At 70.5% G+C, this 17,513-nt stretch carries 13 protein-coding genes and 6 pseudogenes; 9 read left to right on the top strand and 10 right to left on the bottom strand.

Annotation, left to right across the window (positions count from 1 at the left end; translation table 11 throughout):
- Positions 1 to 82: 82 nt before the first annotated feature.
- The 5 genes from G5V59_RS15745 to G5V59_RS15765 all read left to right on the top strand — a co-directional run bounded on the left by G5V59_RS15745 (position 83) and on the right by G5V59_RS15765 (position 2,193).
- Positions 83 to 484 carry a very short patch repair endonuclease gene (locus G5V59_RS15745; RefSeq protein WP_278257073.1) on the top strand — a complete coding sequence of 134 codons (402 nt, stop codon included), beginning with the start codon at positions 83 to 85 and terminating at the stop codon, positions 482 to 484.
- An 82-nt stretch (positions 485 to 566) separates the two neighbouring features.
- Complete coding sequence (locus tag G5V59_RS15750) at positions 567 to 1,100, top strand: hypothetical protein (RefSeq protein ID WP_278257074.1); 534 nt, start codon at positions 567 to 569, stop codon at positions 1,098 to 1,100.
- A 144-nt stretch (positions 1,101 to 1,244) separates the two neighbouring features.
- Positions 1,245 to 1,394, top strand: coding sequence for a hypothetical protein (locus G5V59_RS15755; protein ID WP_278257075.1), 150 nt, complete (start codon positions 1,245 to 1,247; stop codon positions 1,392 to 1,394).
- A gap of 10 nt (positions 1,395 to 1,404) precedes the next feature.
- Positions 1,405 to 1,689 carry a hypothetical protein gene (locus G5V59_RS15760; protein WP_278257076.1) on the top strand — a complete coding sequence of 95 codons (285 nt, stop codon included), beginning with the start codon at positions 1,405 to 1,407 and terminating at the stop codon, positions 1,687 to 1,689.
- Between the two features lie 177 nt (positions 1,690 to 1,866).
- On the top strand, positions 1,867 to 2,193 hold the full coding sequence (locus G5V59_RS15765; RefSeq protein ID WP_278257077.1) for an HNH endonuclease signature motif containing protein: 327 nt from the start codon (positions 1,867 to 1,869) through the stop codon (positions 2,191 to 2,193).
- Between the two features lie 13 nt (positions 2,194 to 2,206).
- On the opposite strand, the gene G5V59_RS15770 is transcribed toward G5V59_RS15765, so the two are convergent.
- The 4 genes and pseudogenes from G5V59_RS15770 to nrdR form a co-directional block, all read right to left on the bottom strand.
- Entirely contained in the window at positions 2,207 to 2,884 is a 678-nt protein-coding gene (locus tag G5V59_RS15770; RefSeq protein ID WP_278257078.1) for a DNA cytosine methyltransferase, read from the bottom strand.
- A complete protein-coding gene (dcm, locus tag G5V59_RS15775; RefSeq protein WP_278257079.1) occupies positions 2,881 to 3,648 on the bottom strand; it encodes a DNA (cytosine-5-)-methyltransferase in 768 nt (255 codons plus the stop codon). The genes G5V59_RS15770 and dcm overlap by 4 nt, the downstream gene beginning before the upstream one ends.
- A gap of 104 nt (positions 3,649 to 3,752) precedes the next feature.
- A pseudogene (locus G5V59_RS15780) lies at positions 3,753 to 6,656 on the bottom strand (vitamin B12-dependent ribonucleotide reductase).
- A pseudogene (gene nrdR, locus G5V59_RS15785) lies at positions 6,653 to 7,263 on the bottom strand (transcriptional regulator NrdR). The pseudogenes G5V59_RS15780 and nrdR overlap by 4 nt, the downstream one beginning before the upstream one ends.
- Positions 7,264 to 7,628: 365 nt before the next feature.
- Here nrdR and G5V59_RS15790 point away from each other — a divergent pair.
- Entirely contained in the window at positions 7,629 to 7,958 is a 330-nt protein-coding gene (locus G5V59_RS15790; RefSeq protein WP_278257080.1) for a hypothetical protein, read from the top strand.
- A 190-nt stretch (positions 7,959 to 8,148) separates the two neighbouring features.
- Here the strand turns inward: G5V59_RS15790 and G5V59_RS15795 are convergent, their stop codons facing one another.
- Complete coding sequence (locus G5V59_RS15795; RefSeq protein WP_278257081.1) at positions 8,149 to 8,538, bottom strand: LysM peptidoglycan-binding domain-containing protein; 390 nt, start codon at positions 8,536 to 8,538, stop codon at positions 8,149 to 8,151.
- Between the two features lie 289 nt (positions 8,539 to 8,827).
- Between G5V59_RS15795 and lexA the strand changes: the two genes are divergently transcribed.
- Both lexA and G5V59_RS15805 read left to right on the top strand, forming a co-directional pair.
- Positions 8,828 to 9,556, top strand: coding sequence for a transcriptional repressor LexA (gene lexA, locus G5V59_RS15800; RefSeq protein WP_278257082.1), 729 nt, complete (start codon positions 8,828 to 8,830; stop codon positions 9,554 to 9,556).
- A 70-nt stretch (positions 9,557 to 9,626) separates the two neighbouring features.
- Positions 9,627 to 11,345, top strand: coding sequence for an MXAN_6640 family putative metalloprotease (locus G5V59_RS15805; protein WP_278257083.1), 1,719 nt, complete (start codon positions 9,627 to 9,629; stop codon positions 11,343 to 11,345).
- Here the strand turns inward: G5V59_RS15805 and G5V59_RS15810 are convergent.
- The 3 genes and pseudogenes from G5V59_RS15810 to hflX form a co-directional block, all read right to left on the bottom strand.
- Positions 11,240 to 13,215, bottom strand: a pseudogene (locus G5V59_RS15810) (ATP-dependent DNA helicase). The gene G5V59_RS15805 and the pseudogene G5V59_RS15810 sit on opposite strands and share 106 nt — an antisense overlap.
- Positions 13,216 to 13,282: 67 nt before the next feature.
- Entirely contained in the window at positions 13,283 to 13,960 is a 678-nt protein-coding gene (locus tag G5V59_RS15815) for a GDSL-type esterase/lipase family protein (protein WP_278257084.1), read from the bottom strand.
- Positions 13,961 to 14,009: 49 nt separating this feature from the next.
- Positions 14,010 to 15,531 (bottom strand): annotated as a pseudogene (gene hflX, locus G5V59_RS15820) (GTPase HflX).
- Between the two features lie 242 nt (positions 15,532 to 15,773).
- On the opposite strand from hflX, the gene G5V59_RS15825 reads away from it, so the two are divergent.
- Positions 15,774 to 16,217 carry a hypothetical protein gene (locus G5V59_RS15825; protein WP_278257085.1) on the top strand — a complete coding sequence of 148 codons (444 nt, stop codon included), beginning with the start codon at positions 15,774 to 15,776 and terminating at the stop codon, positions 16,215 to 16,217.
- A gap of 19 nt (positions 16,218 to 16,236) precedes the next feature.
- Here G5V59_RS15825 and G5V59_RS15830 read toward each other — a convergent pair.
- Both G5V59_RS15830 and G5V59_RS15835 read right to left on the bottom strand, forming a co-directional pair.
- A pseudogene (locus tag G5V59_RS15830) lies at positions 16,237 to 17,200 on the bottom strand (alkaline phosphatase D family protein).
- A 22-nt stretch (positions 17,201 to 17,222) separates the two neighbouring features.
- Positions 17,223 to 17,408 (bottom strand): annotated as a pseudogene (locus G5V59_RS15835) (alkaline phosphatase D family protein); the annotation flags it as partial.
- Between the last annotated feature and the right edge of the window lie 105 nt (positions 17,409 to 17,513).

Below are 17,513 nucleotides of genomic sequence, written 5' to 3' on the forward strand. Positions count from 1 at the left end.
CTGCGCCCCGACGCAAGAAAAAGTAGCGCTTGTTAGGGTGGGCGGAACATGAAGAAGGAGCCGTCCCGCACAAGTCCTGGGGGTGCACTCTCTGAGAAGATGTCCACCTTGGCTCGCAGGGGCACTGCTCCCGAGATGGCTCTCCGTCACGAGCCTGCACCGCCGCGGGTTGCGCTTCCGTGTCCAGTTCAAGGTCCCCGGGAACAACCGCCGGACGATCGACATCGCGTTCACCCGGGTCCGGCTCGCGGTCTACGTCGACGGGTGTTTCTGGCACGGTTGCCCTGAGCACTACCACCCTCCGCGAACCAACGCGGAGTGGTGGCAGTGGAAGATCAGCCGCAACCAGGCCCGAGACGCCGACACCGAATCGGCTCTCCGTGACGCCGATTGGTACGTCCTACGGCTCTGGGAGCATGTTCCTGTCGACGAGGCTGCCGATGCCGTCGCGCGTGCGCGCGAGCAGTTGCTACCCGCTCCCTGAACTCCCGTACCGGGGACGACCACGGCAGCAGCGTGCTACTACTTGTCGGCAACTGCCAAGAGGCGAGAAAGGCGAACCCGTCGTGACCGAGGACGGCTTGTTCAGCGTGGCGCCCGCTGGTGCGGCCGAGCCTGGCAGCGCGCCCGCAGCCAGCCCGCCCGCCCCGGCGACCTACTCGGACAGCCTCGCGCAGTTCGACCGGCTCCGCGGCACTTTCCACCGCGACGCCGGCTTGCGGCAGGAGACGGAGTGGGCGTACCGGCTCGCGGTCGAGACGTACAACCCCTCCGACCGGGGCCTGCGATTCATCACGGGCGGCATTGGCGAGTGGATCGTCACGTTGGCCGCCTACCGGGCCGGCATCGTTACCCTGCCCGACGGTCACAACGCTGACGGTCACGACACCGTCGACCTGCTGAGCCAGGCTCGTGGGCTGTGGTCGGTCAAGACCTCGTATAAGCCGGGCGGCAAGTTCACCATCACCAACGGACAGGGCGGCCCAGGCGCGGGGCTGGTGGTGTCCACCATCTTCCTGTCACCCGAGCCTGCCGGGCATCGTCCTGGTCGACCCGGCGATCCACCCCGACATGGTGGCCCTCGTCGAGGTCGCGCGTGACTCCACCAAGCCTGGCGAAGGCGGCGATCGTCCATCACGCTGCGGAACGCCCCGAGTGCGTCATCCCGCTCCAGATGCCCGTCAACCCAGGTGCCACCGTCCGCGACCCCGCGTTGGAAGCCGTCAAGCCTCCTGGTCGACAACGTGAACTTCCCTCGACTGCGCACCATGTTCGCCGACGCAGCGGCACGGCAGGACGTCTCGCTCGTCACCCAGCCTGCGCGACCTTCGCTCGCTGAAGGACTCGGGTGCGCTCGACGACGACCAGTACCGGGCGGCAGTCAACAAGGCTGACCGGGGTGGAGTGACGTGGCACCACAAGCTGAAGAAGACCGAGTGGCCCGCCCACATCACGGACGCGCTGGGGATTCCCGCGATCATGGGCAAGGGCGGCCCGTGGCACTCCACGGGCGACACAACTGATCTCGCCTGGTTCCATGCGTTGTGCGACTACCTCGGCATCGACTATCCGGGTGAGCGCATTCGCGCGATGGAGGCGATCATCACCGCCGCCGGCGGGGTCTGGAACGAGGGTCGACACAGACTCGAAGGGCACCGGGAAGATTCCGGGCGGCAACGTGCGCCGTGAGGCCTTCGAGGATCTCTGGGACTACCTGACCCGACCGGGAGGCATCGCCGAGGGCGGGGCGGCCCAGCCCGGCGGCGACCACCTGGCCGGCCGGGACGAGAGCCTTGCCCGGCGAGCCTGGTCTGGGCCTATCGCAACATCCGCCTTCGCCAAGGACAACCGGCATTCCGCAACCGGTTGCTCCGGGCGTACGGCGGGCGTTGCGCCATCACCGGCGACGACATCAGTGGCGCACTCGACGCGTGCCACATCCATGCACACGCCGCGGGCGGCTCCATGGAAACCACCAACGGAGTCTTGCTGCGCTCCGATCTCCACACCCTGTTCGACCTCGGTCTGATCGCGATCAACACCGAGACCTGGACCGTGCTCGTGCACGCGAGCATTCGCGACACCGTGTCGGGAAGAGCGCTAGCGGGAGCTCGATTTCGTCGCCCGACCGCGGCCGCCGACTGCCCGTCGAAGGATGCACTGGACCAGCACCGCTCCCGATGCGGTCTGTGATGCGCCGGAGACCTCAGGCGAACGAGTCATCGGGGTTGTCCGGGGATCGCTCCACCGCGCGCACGACCTGGGGCGCGACCGCTGCGATCTCTTCCGCGTGCTCCCGCACGTACTTCTGGAACACGTGGTACGCCGCGCCGACATTCACCCCGTTGCCCATCTGCTTGTAGGAGGCCGCGTCCTTCTGCGGCTCGCCATCCTTGGAGCCCGGCACGGACCGCCGGAACTCGAAGGTGTCGGGGAGGCCCTGAAGGCGGGCGGTCTCCCGCGGCGTGAGCCGTCGGCGGTTGCCCAGGATCGAGGTCTGAGTGATGGCCACCAGCGCAGGGACGTAGTCAGGCCGCTTCGCTCGAATCCCCGAGGGCCGGAAGTGCATGATCGTCTCGGCGAGCGGCCGGTGCTCTCCCGCCTGCCACTCGAACTTGCGGCGAGAGGGCGGAAAGGCGTCGAGCAGGTGTTCGTAGCGCGCGATGACCTCTCGGTGACGCTGCCAGAAGATAGCGTTCTTGCGGAGGAAGTCCTGCTTCCACCGTGGGATCGGGGCGCCCCCCAACGAGGCGGCCTCAATGATGTCCTCCGCGTCGGCGAGTGAGCGAAACTCGTCGTACCAGATCGGGAAGCCTGGCAAGCGCTCGCCCGGTGCGAGGCGATCGGCCACGTCCGTCAGCAATCGGTCCCAGGTGTCGATCATCTTGAGACTCGGCGGATTCGAGAAGATACTTGCCGTCCACCTCGCTGTCCTTCTCGAGAGGCAGGTGTCGACCGAGGTCCCACTGCACCTTCGACCAGCCCAGGTCGAGCCCCTTGGGCGACACGATCGGGTCGTCGAGGGCTCGCCGGGTCCTGAGCCGACTCGGGTCCCACGTAGTGAGCGAGGATGAACACGCGCTCGCGCACCTGAGGCCGGCCCCCCAGCGTGGGAGGCAGCAGGTGCGGCGAGAAGATGGCGGGCTCGTCCGCAGTGCGGTAGCCGAGCTCTCGCAACGTCCGGACGATCGTGCGGAACGTGGTGTCGCGGTGCCGTGGCCCGGCAAGGTTGCGCACGTTCTCCAGGAGCACGACCGAGGGCCGGACCGACGGCTCGGCCAGGATCCGGGCGATGTTCCAGAACAGGGTGCCGCGCGTCTCGTCCATGCCCCGCTGGAAGCCGCTCTTGGAGAAGGGCTGGCAAGGGAAGCCTGCGGCGAGCACGTCCGCGTGCGGGACGGTCACCTCGGGATCGGTCAGCGCAACGATGTCGCCGTTGACCTTGAACTCCGAGACGCCTGGCGGGAGCGGTGCACCGGACTCGCGCAGGGGGCGCAGCCAGTTGTGGTCGTAGACGCGCGCGGCGTCGCCGTCGATCTCGCTGGCGAACGCCCAGCGTCCGCCAGCAGCGTGCAGCGCCGCGTGGAAACCGCCGATGCCGGCGAAGAGGTCTGAGAAGGTGAACGAGGCTTCAGAGCTCGGTCTCATGTTCGAAATCTACGCCAATCGAGCCAGGGGGAAGCAACGTGGTACGGCGTGTTGTGGACAAAGGGCGGGCCGCGTCGCGACCCGCCCTTGCCGTGGGTTCTCGGTCATTTGCAGCCGCTGGTGCTGCCGCAGCCCTCGCACACGTAGCACGACCCGGCGGGGCGCATCTTCGTGCCGCAGGTCATGCACAGCGGGCTGTCGACCGCGTGGCCGGTGATCTGCTCGAGGAGCCTCGGCCGTGGTCTTGGCGGTCTTGGCCTCGACGACGGGGGCACCGGCGAGCGGGTCCTCGTCGACCTCGGCCTCGACGACGTCCTCGACGGCCGGGGTGGCCTTCGCGACGGGGGCGTCGACGAGCTCGGAGGCCGAGCCGGTCTCCTCGACGGGCTCGTAGGAGCCGGTCTCGAGGTGGCGCTGGCGCTCCTCGGCGGAGTAGATGCCGAGGGCGGAGCGCTCGTCGAAGGACAGGTAGTCCAGCGCCGGGCGGCGGAAGACGTAGTCCATGATCGACTGCGCCATCCGGACGTCCGGGTCGTCGGTGAGGCCGGCGGGCTCGAAGCGCAGGTTGGTGAACTTCGAGACGTAGGTCTCCAGCGGGACGCCGTACTGCAGGCCGATCGAGACCGCGATCGAGAAGGCGTCCATCACGCCGGCGAGGGTCGAGCCCTGCTTGCCGAGTCTTGAGGAAGATCTCGCCGAGGGTCTGGTCGTCGTGCGCACCGGAGGTCATGTAGCCCTCGGCGCCGGCCACCGTGAAGGAGGTGGTGCGGGCCAGGCGGGACTTCGGCAGACGCTTGCGGGTCGGGGCGTAGACGACCTTCTCCACGACCTTCTCGACGACCTTGGTCTCGGCCTCGGCAGCCGCGGCGTCCGCGGCAGCGGCGTCCTTCTTGGCCTTGCCGCCACCGTCGGCGAGCGGCTGGCCGACCTTGCAGTTGTCGCGGTAGATCGCGGTGGCCTTGAGGCCGAGCCTTCCACGACTCCAGGTAGATCTGCTCGATCTCCTCGACCGTCGCCGACTCCGGCAGGTTGACGGTCTTGGAGATGGCGCCGGAGAGGAACGGCTGGCAGGCGGCCATCATCTTGACGTGGCCCATCGGCTTGAGCGCACGCTCGCCCATGGCGGTGTCGAAGACCTCGTAGTGCTCCGGCTTGAGGCCGGGGGCGTCGACGACGTGGCCGTGCTCGCCGATGTAGGCGACGATCGCCTCGACCTTCTCGGAGTCGTAGCCGAGCTTCTTCAGCGCCCGCGGGATGGTCTGGTTGACGATCTGCAGCGAGCCGCCGCCGACGAGCCTTCTTGAACTTCACCAGGGAGAAGTCAGGCTCGATGCCGGTGGTGTCGCAGTCCATCATGAAGCCGATGGTGCCGGTCGGCGCGAGCACCGAGGCCTGCGCGTTGCGGAAGCCGTTGGTCTTGCCGAGGTCGACGACCTTGGCCCACTCCTCGGTCGCCAGCCTTATGCACCTCGGCGTCGGCGATGTGCAGCGGACGCACGTCGTCGTTGGCGGCCTGGTGCTTGCGCATCACCCGGTTGTGCGCCTCGGCGTTGCGGGCGTAGCCGGCGTACGGGCCGACGATCGAGGCCAGGCTCCGCCGAGCGACGGTACGACGTGCCGGTCATCAGCGAGGTGATGGTGGCCGCCATCGCACGACCGCCGTCGGAGTCGTAGCCCAGGCCCATCGCCATGAGCAGCGCGCCCAGGTTGGCGTAGCCGATGCCGAGCCTGGCGGTAGTCGCGGGTGGTCTGGCCGATCGGCTCGGTCGGGAAGTCGGCGAAGCAGATCGAGATGTCCATCGCGGTGATGATCAGGCTCGACGGCCTTGGCGAACAGCGGCGCGTCGAAGGTGTCGTCCTCGCGCAGGAACTTGAGCAGGTTGAGCGAGGCGAGGTTGCACGAGGAGTTGTCGAGCGACATGTACTCCGAGCACGGGTTGGACGCGGTGATCCGGCCGGTCTCGGGGTTGGTGTGCCAGTCGTTGATCGTGTCGTCGTACTGCAGGCCCGGGTCGGCGCAGGCCCAGGCGGCCTCGCTGATCTTGCGGAACAGGCTGCGGGCGTCGACGGTCTCGATGACCGAGCCGTCCTTGCGCGAGCGCAGGCCGAACTCGGTGCCGTTCTCGACGGCCTTCATGAACTCGTCGTTGACGCGGACCGAGTTGTTGGCGTTCTGGTACTGGACCGAGGTGATGTCCTTGCCGCCGAGGTCCATGTCGAAGCCGGCGTCGCGCAGGGCGCGGATCTTGTCCTCCTCGCGCCACTTGGTCTCGACGAACTCCTCGATGTCGGGGTGGTCGACGTCGAGGACGACCATCTTGGCCGCGCGACGGGTGGCGCCACCGGACTTGATGGTGCCGGCGGAGGCGTCCGCGCCGCGCATGAAGGAGACCGGGCCCGACGCGGTGCCACCGGAGGACAGCAGGCTCCTTGGAGGAGCGGATGCGGGAGAGGTTCAGACCGGCACCGGAGCCGCCCTTGAAGATGAAGCCCTCCTCCTTGTACCAGTTGAGGATCGAGTCCATCGAGTCATCCACCGACAGGATGAAGCAGGCCGACACCTGCTGCGGGGACTGCGTGCCGACGTTGAACCACACCGGGGAGTTGAACGAGAAGTACTGGTGGGCCAGCAGCCAGGTCAGGCTCCTGCTCGAAGACCTCCGCGTCCACCGAGGTCGCGAAGTAGTCGTTGTCGATGCCCGCCTGGACGTAGCGCGAGACCACCCGGTCGATGAGCCTGGCGCAGGCCGGTCTCCCGCTCGGGCGTACCGACGGCGCCGCGGAAGTACTTGGTGGTGACGATGGTGGAGGCGTTCAGCGACCAGAAGTCCGGGAACTCCACGCCGAGTTTGCTCGAAGACGGTCTCGCCGGTCTTCCAGTTGGTCTGGACGACGTCGCGCCGCTCCCAGGTGATCTCGTCGTAGGGGTGCACGCCCTCGGTGCTGAAGATGCGCTCGATCTTCAGCCCCTTCTGCGTGGCCGTCGGGTTGCTGGCCGTCTCGGTCATGACTCTCCTGGTGTCGGTGCGGTGCGGATGTCGGTGGTGGGTACGACGCACGCCGCAGCGTGCAGGGGAAGGTTGGTGGCCCGGCAGGCAGGCTTCCCCACTACCTGCCGGGCGTCTGTGGTCAGCCCGTCGGGGCCGGCTCGCTCTGCAGGCTGGCGCTCGGCGCGCAGGAGAGCGATCTCGTTCTCGAAGTCCGCCGCGGAGTCGAACCCGCGGTAGACCGAGGCGAAGCGGAGGTAGGCGACCTCGTCGAGGCGTCGCAGGGGCGGGAGGATCGCCAGGCCCACCTCGTGGGCGGCGATCTCGGGGCTACCGGCCAGCCGGAGCCTGGTCCTCGACCTCCTGGCCCAGCCGGGCCAGGTCGTCCTCGTCGACGGGGCGGCCCTTGCAGGCCTTCCGCACGCCGGACACGGCCTTCTCACGGGTGAACGGCTCGGTCGCCCCGGAACGCTTGAGCACCGTGAGTCGCATCAGGCTCGACGGTGGTGAAACGCTTCTCGCAGGCGGCCGACTGGCACACCCGACGGCGGCGGATCGAACATCCGTCCTCGGAGACCCGGGAGTCCAGGACCTTCGTGTCGTTGTGCTTGCAGTACGGACAGTGCATGGCTCCTCCTCCCGGGGCGGTTCCGCTGTGCACAACCGGCGTCCGGCTGTGGGGAAACGGGCGTGATCTGTGCAACCCCACACCCCGTCTTGTGGACTAGATGTGGAGAACTACATCCTTGTAACTACTAGATGTAGTGGTAACCGTACGCCGCGACCACCACAGGTGCAAGACCGGGATCGGGGCAGATCTCGGAAGGTCCCACTCCTGTCGCGTTTGCGCAGGTCAACGGCCCGAAAGTCCTCCCGGAGAGTTCAACAACGCGGCGTGTCGAGACCTTCCGGGAGGCGGTCGGAGATCGTCGTCGCGGGCGGTTTCCCGGGTTGCCGGCGCGTCGCAACCAGCCATCAGCCACAATGACCGCCGTGACAGGAGGAAAGCGCGCAGGCGACCGCACCAGGGCGCGATTCCGCCCTGATCTGCTCGGCCTCGCCGTCGGCATCACCTTCGCCCTCGTGGCGTGGGGGTACCTCGTCCTCGCCGCCATCGACTTCGGCGCCACCGCCCGCCACGACGGCAAGACCAGCGCCTGGGCGTTCCTGGCGATCGCGGCCGTCGGCGGCATGCTGTGCCTCTTCCTCGCGTTCATGCTGGCCGTCCGGCTCTCCCGGGCGATCGGCCTCACCGCCGCCCCCGAGCCCAAGCCGAAGCGCGACCCGGACGCTCCGAAGGGCGGCAAGCGCGCCGCACGCTGAGCCCGACCACACGGGCCGCACTGCTGCTCCGGCCACACCGGCTGCACCGGTCGCACTGCCGAAGCGCTCGCCTCCGGAAAGCGCGAAGGGCGGGAGCCGGCACTGAGCCGGATCCCGCCCTCCGTCTTCCCCACTCCGCCGGGGTCGAAGCGGCGGAGAGGCTGGTGGGCCGACATCCGTCGGCGACGGATCAGTCGGTGGCGGTGGGCACCCGGAGCTCCTGGCCGGCGTAGACCACGCTGCCGTCGAGGGTGTTGAGGTCCTGGATCCGGTCCATCGCGCCGCGCACGTCGTCGTCGGTGCTCGCGGCGACGTCGCTGGCGATGTCCCACAGCGTCTCGCCCGGGGCGACGGTGACCACGGTGACCGCGCCGGCGTCACCGGCGTCGCGGGTGGCCGCGGAGCCGGCGGCCAGCCAGATGGCGACCGCGGCGACCGCCACGGAGGCGAGGAGGAACACGACCGCCCGGCCCCGGCGGGTGAGCCGGACCGAACCAGAACGCCGGGCTGGCGTGGCGGCCGGACGCGCGGTGGCGCGGGGGGCGGCGACGCGGTGCGGGGCGATGCTGATCGTGCTCATGGTGACCTCCGAGGGGAAGGGGGCGGATCCTGTCGAGGAGTTGTCTATCGAGGGGGTCCGACACAAAGGGTTCGACCAGACGTTCGATCGAACATGTGTACGAGACTAGATCAGGTGTTCGAACAAATCCAGCACCGGTTCGAAATCCTGTTCGACGGCGTGTCGGCGACACGCCGTTCGAACAGATGTTTGAAACAGCGGGAGACGATCGGTTAGCGTCGGGCCACGGGCTCGGACCTCCACCGGACGGAGACGGGCCGCGATCCGCAGAGAGCCTGGAGGCATCCCCATGACGGAGCGCAAGGCAGGCCGCGGCGTCACCGAGTCGCCGGACGGTCCCCCGGACGCGACCGGCCTGACCCCCCGCCAGCAGCGGGTGCTGGCCCACATCAAGGACAGCATCGAGAAGCGCGGCTACCCGCCGAGCATGCGCGAGATCGGCCAGGCGGTCGGCCTCACCAGCACCTCGAGCGTGGCCCACCAGTCTGCGCGTGCTGGAGGAGAAGGGCTACCTCAAGCGCGACCCCAACCGCCCGCGCGCCCTGGAGGTCTTCCTGCCCGAGGTGATGGCCGCGCGCAAGGCGATGGGCTCCGCCGAGGAGAGCACCTACGACGAGACGGGCATCGGCGACGCCGCTCCCGTCCCGGCCAACGTGCCGGTCGTCGGCCGGATCGCCGCCGGTGGCCCGATCCTCGCCGAGGAGCGGGTCGAGGACGTCTTCCCGCTCCCCCGCCAGCCTGGTCGGCGACGGCCAGCTTGTTCCTGCTCGAGGTCAGCGGCGAGTCGATGATCGACGCCGCGATCTGCAACGGCGACTACGTCGTGATCCGCCAGCAGCCGACCGCCGAGAACGGCGAGATCGTCGCGGCCATGATCGACGGCGAGGCCACGGTGAAGACCTTCCAGCGCAAGGACGGCCGGATCTGGCTGCTGCCGCACAACCCGGCGTTCGAGCCGATCGACGGCACCCACGCGACGATCCTCGGCAAGGTCACCGCCGTCCTGCGCCGGGTCTGAGGGATTCGTCGGGGGTCTGTCGTATGGTCGGAGGGTTCGCCCCCCACCGATCGTTCGTAAGGGCTTCCCCATGACGTCACGCCGCGCCCGCTGGGCCGCGCTGTTCCTCTCCCTGCTCGCCGCCGTGCTGGTGGTGCCCGCGCTCGCCGTGCCCGCCCAGGCGGTCGGCGGCGACCCGGACCCCGACCCCAGCAGCGCGCGCGAGCTCGCGCAGCAGGCGCTGGAGACCGTGCAGGACCTGGTGGAGGCCCCGGCCACGCCGGCCGACCCGACGCCGGAGAGCCCCGTGCAGGGCAAGGACCTGACCCTGGCGCTGCGTGACCTCGCCGCTGCCCAGCGCGACCTGCCCAAGTCCCAGCGCAAGGTCGCCTCCCGGCTGCTCGCGCGCCCGGACGACTCGGCCAGCGAGTGCTTCAGTGACGGCGACCTCGCCTGCTACGGCACGCACACCACGAAGAAGACCTGCAACGCCTTCGTCTGCGTGCACTGGGTGACCAGCGGCACCAACGCGATCCCCACCGAGAACGACGGTCCCGGCGGCCTGTTCCCCGGCACCCGCGGCGGGCTGCCGGACTACGTCGAGTTCACCTTGACGACGATGACCCAGATCGCGGTCACCTACGCCCGGGCCGGCTACAAGAAGCCGGTCTCCGACGGCACCGCCGGCGGCTCGTCGCTGCCCGACGTCTACCTCGGCAACGTGGGCAACGCCGGCGTCTACGGCTACTGCACGACGGACCGCGAGATCAAGGGCCATGTCGCGGCGCCGGCCTACTGCGTGCTCGACAACAACTACGCCGAGTTCGGCATCTCCCCGCGCTCGGCCCTGCGGGTGACCGCGGCGCACGAGTACTTCCACGCCGTCCAGTTCGCCTACGACGTCAACGAGGACGCCTGGATCATGGAGGCCACGGCCAGGCTGGGTCGAGGACGAGATGTACGACGGCATCAACGACAACCGCTCCTACCTGCCCTACGGTCCGCTCGGCCGGCCCTCGCAGGCGCTCGACGCGTTCAGCGACGGCGGCGCGGAGCCCTACGGTGCGTGGATCTTCTTCCGCTACCTCAGCGAGCGCTTCCCGGCCTCGACGGCGGGCCTGCCGACGGTCGTGCTCGACATCTGGCGCCGGCTCGGCTCCGGCGGGTCCACCGACGCCGGCAACGTGTACTCGCTGCAGGGCCTCCAGGGGGCGCTGGCGGCACGCGGCACCAACATCACCGCGCAGGCTCGCCTGGTTCGCGGTGTGGAACCGGCGCCCCGGGGTCTACGAGGAGGGCGCGGCCTACCGGCGGGCTCCCGTGCGACGCTCCTTCACCCTCAGGCTCGTCGACGCGGGCCGCGAACGCGGTCTTCTCGCTGCCGCGGCTGTCGGCGGGCACCTACCGCTGGACCCGCGGCCAAGGCGCCGGCTCGAAGATCACCTTCGGCATCAACGTCAACAGCAAGGCGATCGGTGGCGCCGCGATCGTCACGATCAAGCGCAAGAACCGCAACCCCACCTCGACGTACGTCGCGCTGAACGCCAACGGCGACAACACGCTCAGCTACGCCTTCGGCAGCACCACCCAGTGGATCGAGGTCAGCGTGGTCAACGGCGACACCCGCTACCGCTGCTGGCTGGGCGGGACCTACCTGCAGACCTGCCAGGGCACGCCGGTGGCGAGACTCGCTGCGCCAGGTGATCACCGCGAAGGCGACTGGCTGAGCCGGCTCAGCGCCTGCCGGACGACCTGGGGGTCGGTCGTCGTCCACATGGGCGGCAGGCTGGCCTTCAGGAACGAGCCGTAGCGGGCGGTCGCCAGCCGCGGGTCCAGCACGGCGACGACGCCCCGGTCGCTCGTCGTGCGGATCAGCCGCCCGGCGCCCTGTGCGAGCAGGAGCGCCGAGTGGGTCGCGGCGACCTGCATGAAGCCGTTGCCGCCCGCCTGGTCGGCGGCCTTCTGGCGGGCGCTCATCAACGGGTCGTCGGGCCGCGGGAACGGGATCCGGTCGATCAGCACCAGCCGGCAGGTGTCGCCGGGGACGTCGAGCCCCTGCCAGAGCCCGAGGGTGCCGAACAGGCAGGTGTGCGGGTCCTCGACGAACTGCCGGGCCAGGCTCGGGCAGCCTGCGCCTCGCCCTGGGCGAGCGTGGTCAGGTGCGGCAGAGCCTTGCGCACGTGCTCGGCGGCCGCCTCGGCGGCGCGGCGGCTGGAGAAGAGCCCGAGGGTCCGGCCGTCGGCGGCATCGACCAGGCTCGGCGATCTCGTCGAGCTGGGCCGGCCCGAGGCCGTCGCGGCCCGGCGGGGGCAGGTGCCGGGCGACGTAGAGGATGCCCTGCTTGCCGTAGTCGAAGGGGCTGCCGACGTCGATGCCCCGCCAGGGCTGCTCGGGGTCGGGCATCGGCTTGAGCCCGACGGTGCGGGCCACGGCGTTGAAGTCGCCGCCGAGCATGAGGGTGGCCGAGGTCATCACCACGGTGTTGTCGGCGAGCAGCTTTGTCGCGCACCTGCCCCCACACCTGCAGCGGGGCGATCGCCAACGTCGGCGGCATCCGGTCGCTGCCCTCGGTGCGCCACAGCACGTCGTGCTCGGAGTTGGCGGCCATCCGCTCGGCGGTCGCGAAGACCTCCTGCACCATGCCCTTGGCCTGGGTCATCGCCGGGTCCGGCTCCTGGCCGGACTTGGCCTCACCCTTGGGGAAGGCCGAGATGCAGGCGCGAGCCGCGTCACGGACCAGGGCCAGCGCGTCGGCGAGGTCCTCGGGCAACCGCTCGAAGCGCCCGGCCGGGGCGTCGGCGACCGCGGCCCGCAGGGCGTCGCCGGCGTCGGCGAGGTCGTCGGCCTCGTTGCCCTCGACGTGGCGCACGCTGCGCCGGGCGGCCCGCTCGACCTCGGCGGCCCACGGACTCGTCGGTCGCGGCCTGGGTGACCCGCGCGGCGAGCTCGTGGGCCTCGTCGATGACGACGGCGTCGTACTCCGGGATCATGGGGATGCCCTCGATCGCGTCGATCGCGAGCAGCGAGTGGTTGGTGACGATGAGGTGCGACTTGTGCGCCTTCTCCTTCGCCCGCTCGGCGAAGCACTCCTGGCCGAAGCGGCACTTGCTCGCGCCGAGGCACTCCCGGGCGGAGACGCTGACCTGGCGCCACTCCTTCTCGGTGTGGCGCGGGGCGTCGTCACGCTCACCGCTGCCGGCGTCCTCGGCGGCCGACTCGGCCCACTTGCGCAGGCTCGATCACCTTGGCCCCCATCGAGCCCTCGGGGACCTGGATCAGGCTCGCCCTGCTCGTCCGGCGCGCCCTCGCGGATGCGGTGGAGGCAGGCGTAGTTGGAACGCCCCTTGAGCACGGCGTACGACGCGTCGAGCCCGGGCGTCGTACCGACCGCCTTGACCAGGCGGGGCAGGTCTCGCTCGACGAGCTTGGTGCTGGAGCGCGAGGGTCGCGGTGGCGACCACGACCCGCTTGTCGTGCAGCAGCGCCGGCACGAGGTAGCCCAGCGACTTGCCGGTGCCCGTGCCCGCCTGGACCAGCAGGTGCTCGCGGTCGGCGAAGGCCTGCGCGACCGCCTCGGCCATCGCGACCTGACCGGCGCGCTCCTGGCCGCCGAGCGCGGCCACCGCGGCCGCGAGCAGGTCGCGGACGGGCGTGGAGTCGGCGGCGGCTTCGGTGGTCACCGGGAAACCCTAGACGCCGGGTCCGACGCTCCGCGGCGCCCCTCCACAGGCACGCCCGTGGTGCCCCTCACGAAGCCGCGAGCAGGCTCCGCACTCTCGCCGCGACCACGTCGCCGAAGACCCGCTGGCCCGCCGCGTCGGGGTGCACGCCGTCGTCGAGGAGGGTGAGGTCCACCCCCACCATCGACAGGTACGGCGTGTGGTGCTCGGTCGCGAGCCGGGACAGCGTCGCGTCGACCGCGCGGACCGTGCCGGCCGGGCGGTGCGGGACCTCGGGCGGGCCGACCACGAGGACCGGGGTGTCGCCGAGCGCGGCGAGCAACCGGGTGAAGCCCGCCTCGATGTCGGCCTGCGGCTGGTCGAAGTCGTTGAGACCACCCTCGACCACGACGAGCCGGGTGCCGGGGCGCAGCGAGCGCGGGAGGCGGGTGGCGTACGAGCGGTCGCCGCAGGCGCTCGCTCCGACGCTGAACCCGCTGCCGGAGAACCCGTCCACCCGGACCCGGCCGGGCAGCCGGGTGGGCCAGGAGTCGGCGTAGGGCAGGCCGGCGCCGACGGAGTAGGAGTCGCCCACGACGAGCACCTCGGGGCCCTTGCCGGTGACCAGCGCGGCGCGGGCGTCGGCGCGCTCGGCGGTGAGCCCGCAGCGGTCGGGACGGGCGCCGGCACGCGCCCAGACCGTGCCCGTCACCGTGGCGGCGAGGAGCACGACGAGCACAGCGAGAACGAGGCGGTGCCGAGTCACGGGGAGATCATCCGTCCTCAGGAGAGAATTCGCCGAAAAACCGCGGAACTCACACGGCGTACGCCGCGAGGTCGCCCGCCAGGGCCTCGGTGGCGCGTCCGGTGACGTGGGTGCCCTCGGCGGTGTGCTCGAGGGTGTTGATCTCGCCGTCCTTGTGGATCCGGTCGATCAGGTCGCCGCGGGCGTAGGGCACCAGCACGGTGAACTCCACCCGCGGGCGCGGCAGGTCGGCCTCGATCGCGGCCAGCGCTGCGGCGATGCCCTCGCCGGTGCGCGCGGAGACCGCGACGGAGTGTGGCTCACGGCGCAGCACCCGGTCGACCACGAGCGGGTCGGCGGCGTCGACCTTGTTGATGACGACCAGCTCGGGGATGCCCGCGGCATCGACGTCGGCCAGCACCTCGCGCACGGCGGTCAGGCTGGCCCTCGGGGTCGGGGTGCGAGCCGTCCACGACGTGCACGATCAGGTCGGCGTCGGCGACCTCCTCCAGGGTGGAGCGGAACGCCTCGACGAGTCTGGTGCGGCAGGTGCCGGACGAAGCCGACGGTGTCGCTCATCGTGTAGACGCGCCCGTCCGGGGTCTGGGTACGACGCGTGGTGGGGTCCAGCGTCGCGAACAGCGCGTCCTCGACGAGCACGCCCGCACCGGTGAGCCGGTTGAGCAGCGAGGACTTGCCGGCGTTGGTGTAGCCGGCGATCGCGACCGAGGGCACCTCGTTGCGGCGGCGCTCCTGGCGCTTGGTGTCGCGAGTGCCCTTCATCGCCTTGAGCTCGCGGCGCACTTGGCGATCTTGTCGTTGATCCGGCGCCGGTCGGTCTCGATCTTGGTCTCACCGGGACCACGGCCACCGATGCCGCCGCCGTCCGCGCCGACCCGGCCACCGGCCTGCCGGGAGAGGTTGCCGCCCCAGCCGCGCAGGCGCTGCTTCATGTAGTTGGTCTGGGCCAGGCTCGACCTGCGCCTGGCCCTCCTTGGACTTCGCGTGCTGGGCGAAGATGTCGAGGATCAGCGCGGTCCGGTCGACCACCTTGACCTTGACCCGGTCCTCCAGGTTGCGCAGGCTGGCTGGGCGCGAGACTCACCGTCGCAGATGACGGTGTCGGCGCCGGTCGCCTGCACGATCTCGCGCAGGCCCTCCACCTTGCCACGGCCGATGTACGTCGCCGGGTCGGGCGACTGGCGGCGCTGGTAGATCGCGTCGAGCACCTCCGAGCCGGCCGTCTCGGCGAGCAGGGCCAGGCTCGGCCATGGCGTTCTCGACGTCCTGCTGCGTGCCCTCGGTCCACACCCCGACGAGGACCACGCGCTCCGGGCGGAGCCTGGCGGTACTCGACCTCGGTGATGTCCTCGAGTCCGGTGCGCAGGCCGGCGACGCGGCGCAGGCTCGTGGCGCTCGACCAGGTCGAGGTCGCCGGTGGTGGGGTCGGTGTCGGCGTACCCGGACACGAAGCCGTCGTCGGCAGCGTCGTCCGGCTCGTCGAGGTCGTCGACCAGGTCGTCGGGGTCGTCCCACCCCTCGGTGGCACGAAGGGCGTCAGCGAGGGAGAAGTTCTCAGCAGAGTTCGTCATAAGCGTCGTCCAGCCTAACCACCGGGCCCGCCCGATGCTTCCCGTTTTCAGCCCGAGGGATAGCCCCGGGCCCTCTGGCGTCGTTGAGAGGGCATGCGTGCTCGTAAGCCGGGGGCGAGAGCCGGTGGATCTGGATCATCACGATCGTCGCGGTCGGGTTGGGCATCTTCGCCTTCGTCACCCGCCCCGGCCCCTCCCCAGAATCCGCCACGGACACGACGGCCCGTCCGGACGCGACCGCCATGCCGACGCCCAGCCCGCGGCCGAGCAAGCGCCCCGCGCAGGAGCCGTCGGCCACCGCCGAGCCGGTCGACGCGACCCAGCCCGACGCCTCCGCCCTGAGCCTGCCGGCCGGCGTCGCCCTGCCCGCCGGCCTCGGTGGCAGCGGCAGCGGCCGCTCGCTGCCGCGCACCACCTTGAAGATCCGGGTCTTCTCCACGCAGCCGCTCTACCGGGTGTCGTACATCATCCCGACCAGCGACGACCAGCGCTACGGCCAGGACGACGGTGTCGGGAGCACGTGGTCGCACACCACCCGGGTCTGGGGCAGGCCCGACTACGCCGCGGTGTTCGTCCAGGCGTTCTGGCCCGGGGTGAAGGTCACCTGCGTGATCACGGTCGGCGGCCGCGAGACGGAACGACGCACGATCATCGGGCCGCAGGGGGCGATGTGGTGCCAGGGCTGAGCGGGACGCGTCGCACGGGCTAGACGGCGACCTCGTCGGGGTCGAGGGTCTTCTGCCACAGCACGGTGCCGCCGCCGTCGTAGAGGCGCACGGTGAGCCTGGCCGGTGGCGGCGATGTCGAGCCTGGCCGATGTGCTGGTTGTCGGGCCGCGGGGCGATCTTGACCGGCAGCGGCTCGTCCTTGCCGTGGGTGAAGTGCACCAGCGGGCCGAAGGTCCGGTCCAGGCTCGGTCGGCTTGGCGGTGAACGGCGAGCAGTGCAGCGGCCCGGAGATGAACTCCCAGAACGGCTCGAAGTCGGTGAACGACGCCCGCTCCGGGGAGTAGTGGTTCGCCGCGGTGTAGTGCACGTCGGCGGTGATCCACACGACGTTGCGGATGCCGTGGCGCTTGATCGCCGACAGCACCCGGGCGATCTCCGGCTCGCGGCCCAGCGGCGGCCCGTCGTCGCCGTTCGAGACGCCGTCGAGGTCGTAGGTCCGGCTGGCCGGCGCGGACAGCGGCTGGTCGATGGAGATCACCTTCCAGGTCGCCCTCGAGCGACGCAGGCCCTCGATCAGCCAGGCCTCCTGGGTGGGCCCGAGCAGCCCGGCCTCGCCCTTGTGCCGCGCGGGATCGGCGTCCGGGTTGGGCCCGCGCCAGCCTGCGCATGTCCATGAGGAAGAGGTCGAGGTGCTGCCCGCGCGGGACCTTGCGGTAGATCCGGCGCGGCGCGAAGCCGTCGCCGTCGGCGGGGACCAGGCGCTTCACCGGCACCGGCTGGTACTCCTGCCAAGCCCGCCGTCCACGCACCGCCAGCACGTCGGCCGACTGCCCGCTGTAGTGGTCGTCGTCGACGATCTCGCCGGGGTACCAGTTGTTGCAGGTCTCGTGGTCGTCCCACTGCACGACGGACGGAACGGCGGCGTGGAAGTCGCGCACGCTGTCGTCGCGCAGCGAGTAGCGGTGCCGGCCGCGGAAGTTCGCGAGGGTCTCGGCGGGCACGACGACGTCCTCGGTCGAGCTCGTTGCGCCACAGCGAGCCGTCCTCGACGACCCGGTGGGTCTCGGGCATCGGCTCGTCGGCGTAGATCGTGTCGCCGACGTGGACGAACAGGTCCGGGCGCAGGTCCAGCATGGTGCGGAACGCCGCCATCCCGCCCCGGGAGCGGTCGATCCCCCAACCCTGGCCGTTGACGTCTCCGGACCACACGATCGACTGCGCGGCGGCGTGGATCGGCGCGGTGCGGAAGGTGAGGCCCTGCGGTGCGCTGCGCTCGCCCTCGGGGGTCTCGAACCAGACCTCGGCGGCGTACTC

This window comes from Nocardioides convexus (assembly GCF_011090295.1).